Here is a 1,408-nt window from a genome sequence, read left to right as displayed (position 1 = left end):
GGGTTTTGCTACTCATATCTTTGTTTCAGGTTACAGTGAGGACGAAAAGCTACGTCCCAAATACCGTAACTTACTCCTTCTGGTAGTGACTTCTTTTGCTTCAAATCGCTGGTTGAAATCTGCAGATACTGCAAAAGGGATGAGCCTGGCAGAAGGAGGCTTTTAGAGCCGCGATAGCACTTAAATCAGTAGATACTTCTACTAGATACCATAAGCGATGAGGATAGGTGATGAGAGTTCTCCGACATTTTTCACTTCACCCATTTACCATGACTATTATCAAACAATCCGCCGGCATTGATGTCGGTAAAAACGATTTCTATATTCGTCTTCTTCGCCAAGAAGCCGGCCAGGATGATTTCCGCAAGCACCGCGGCGTTAAAAAATTCTTGAACACCCCAGCAGGTTTTACCGAACTCGACACTTGGCTGAAAAAGTACACCATTAAGGGGTTATCCCTACCAATCGCTATGGAAGCCACCGGGGTCTACCACGAAGAGTTAGCGTATTTTCTTAAGGACAAAGGATACCGCGTATCCATCGAACTACCGACTAAGATAAAAGCCTTTGCCAAGAGTCTTAACCAGCAGTCTAAAACGGATGAAATCGACGCCGACGTCATCGCTCAATTGGCTTTTGAACGTAATCTGCGAGAATGGACTCCGCCAACTAAAAGCATGCGCCAATTGAAGGCTTTAACACGTCAACATCAGGCAATTACAGAGGCCAAGACGGTCACTAAGAATCAGCTGCATGCGGTCAGCCATTCCGCTTTTCCGATGAAAAAAGTGCTCAAACGATACGAGCAAATCATCAAACTCCAGGATGAGCAACTCGACATGATTGAAAAAGAAATCAAGCGCCTGGCCAAGGGAGACGCCGCCCTCGACAGATTGATCAATTTACTGACCAGTATTCCTGGCATAGCTTTAAAAACAGCTTCGGCTATTATCGCCGAGACAGGTGGATTTCAGCTGTTCGCTTCCCGTTCTCAGTTAATCAAATACGCGGGAATGGATATCAAAAGTAAAACTTCGGGCACTTCGATCCGGGGAAGGTCAACGATGTCCAAAGCCGGAAACTCGCGTATTCGCAGAGCACTACACATGCCCTCGTTACAATTCGTCAACAGGGATGACATGATCGGCCAACTCTACAGTCGTGTTTTGGACCGCACTAAGATTAAAATGAAAGCCCTCGTGGCCGTACAAAGGAAGTTACTTATCATCATGTATGCCGTAGTCAAAAGCGGAGTACCTTATGACAAGAAGCTGCACCGCGCTCGGTGTCAAAACGGAGTAGGCGAGCCGGAGCTCGCCTACAGTGACTCCATGAGCTGACGCATCAAGGGTCTTGAGTCGTAAAGATAAAAAACATCGCTAAAGCCTAGGATTTAACCATAGCACCT

The 1,408-nt window shown here is 46.4% G+C and carries 1 protein-coding gene; it reads left to right on the top strand.

Features of this window, described 5'->3' with window-relative positions; translation table 11 throughout:
• Positions 1–269 precede the first annotated feature (269 nt).
• The gene (locus BM123_RS23720) at positions 270–1,340 is read left to right on the top strand and encodes an IS110 family transposase (RefSeq protein WP_175489534.1); all 1,071 of its coding nucleotides are present in this window, start codon (positions 270–272) and stop codon (positions 1,338–1,340) included.
• The last annotated feature ends 68 nt before the right edge of the window (positions 1,341–1,408 follow it).

This window comes from Neolewinella agarilytica, from assembly GCF_900110645.1.
In the GTDB taxonomy this organism is placed as follows: Bacteria; Bacteroidota; Bacteroidia; order Chitinophagales; family Saprospiraceae; genus Neolewinella; species Neolewinella agarilytica.
This window is presented reverse-complemented; position numbering and strand designations above follow the sequence as displayed.

Bases quoted from the DNA above. Each gene is read 5' to 3' on its own strand.
- BM123_RS23720 (WP_175489534.1), top strand. From the start codon at position 270: ATGACTATTATCAAACAATCCGCCGGCATTGATGTCGGTAAAAACGAT.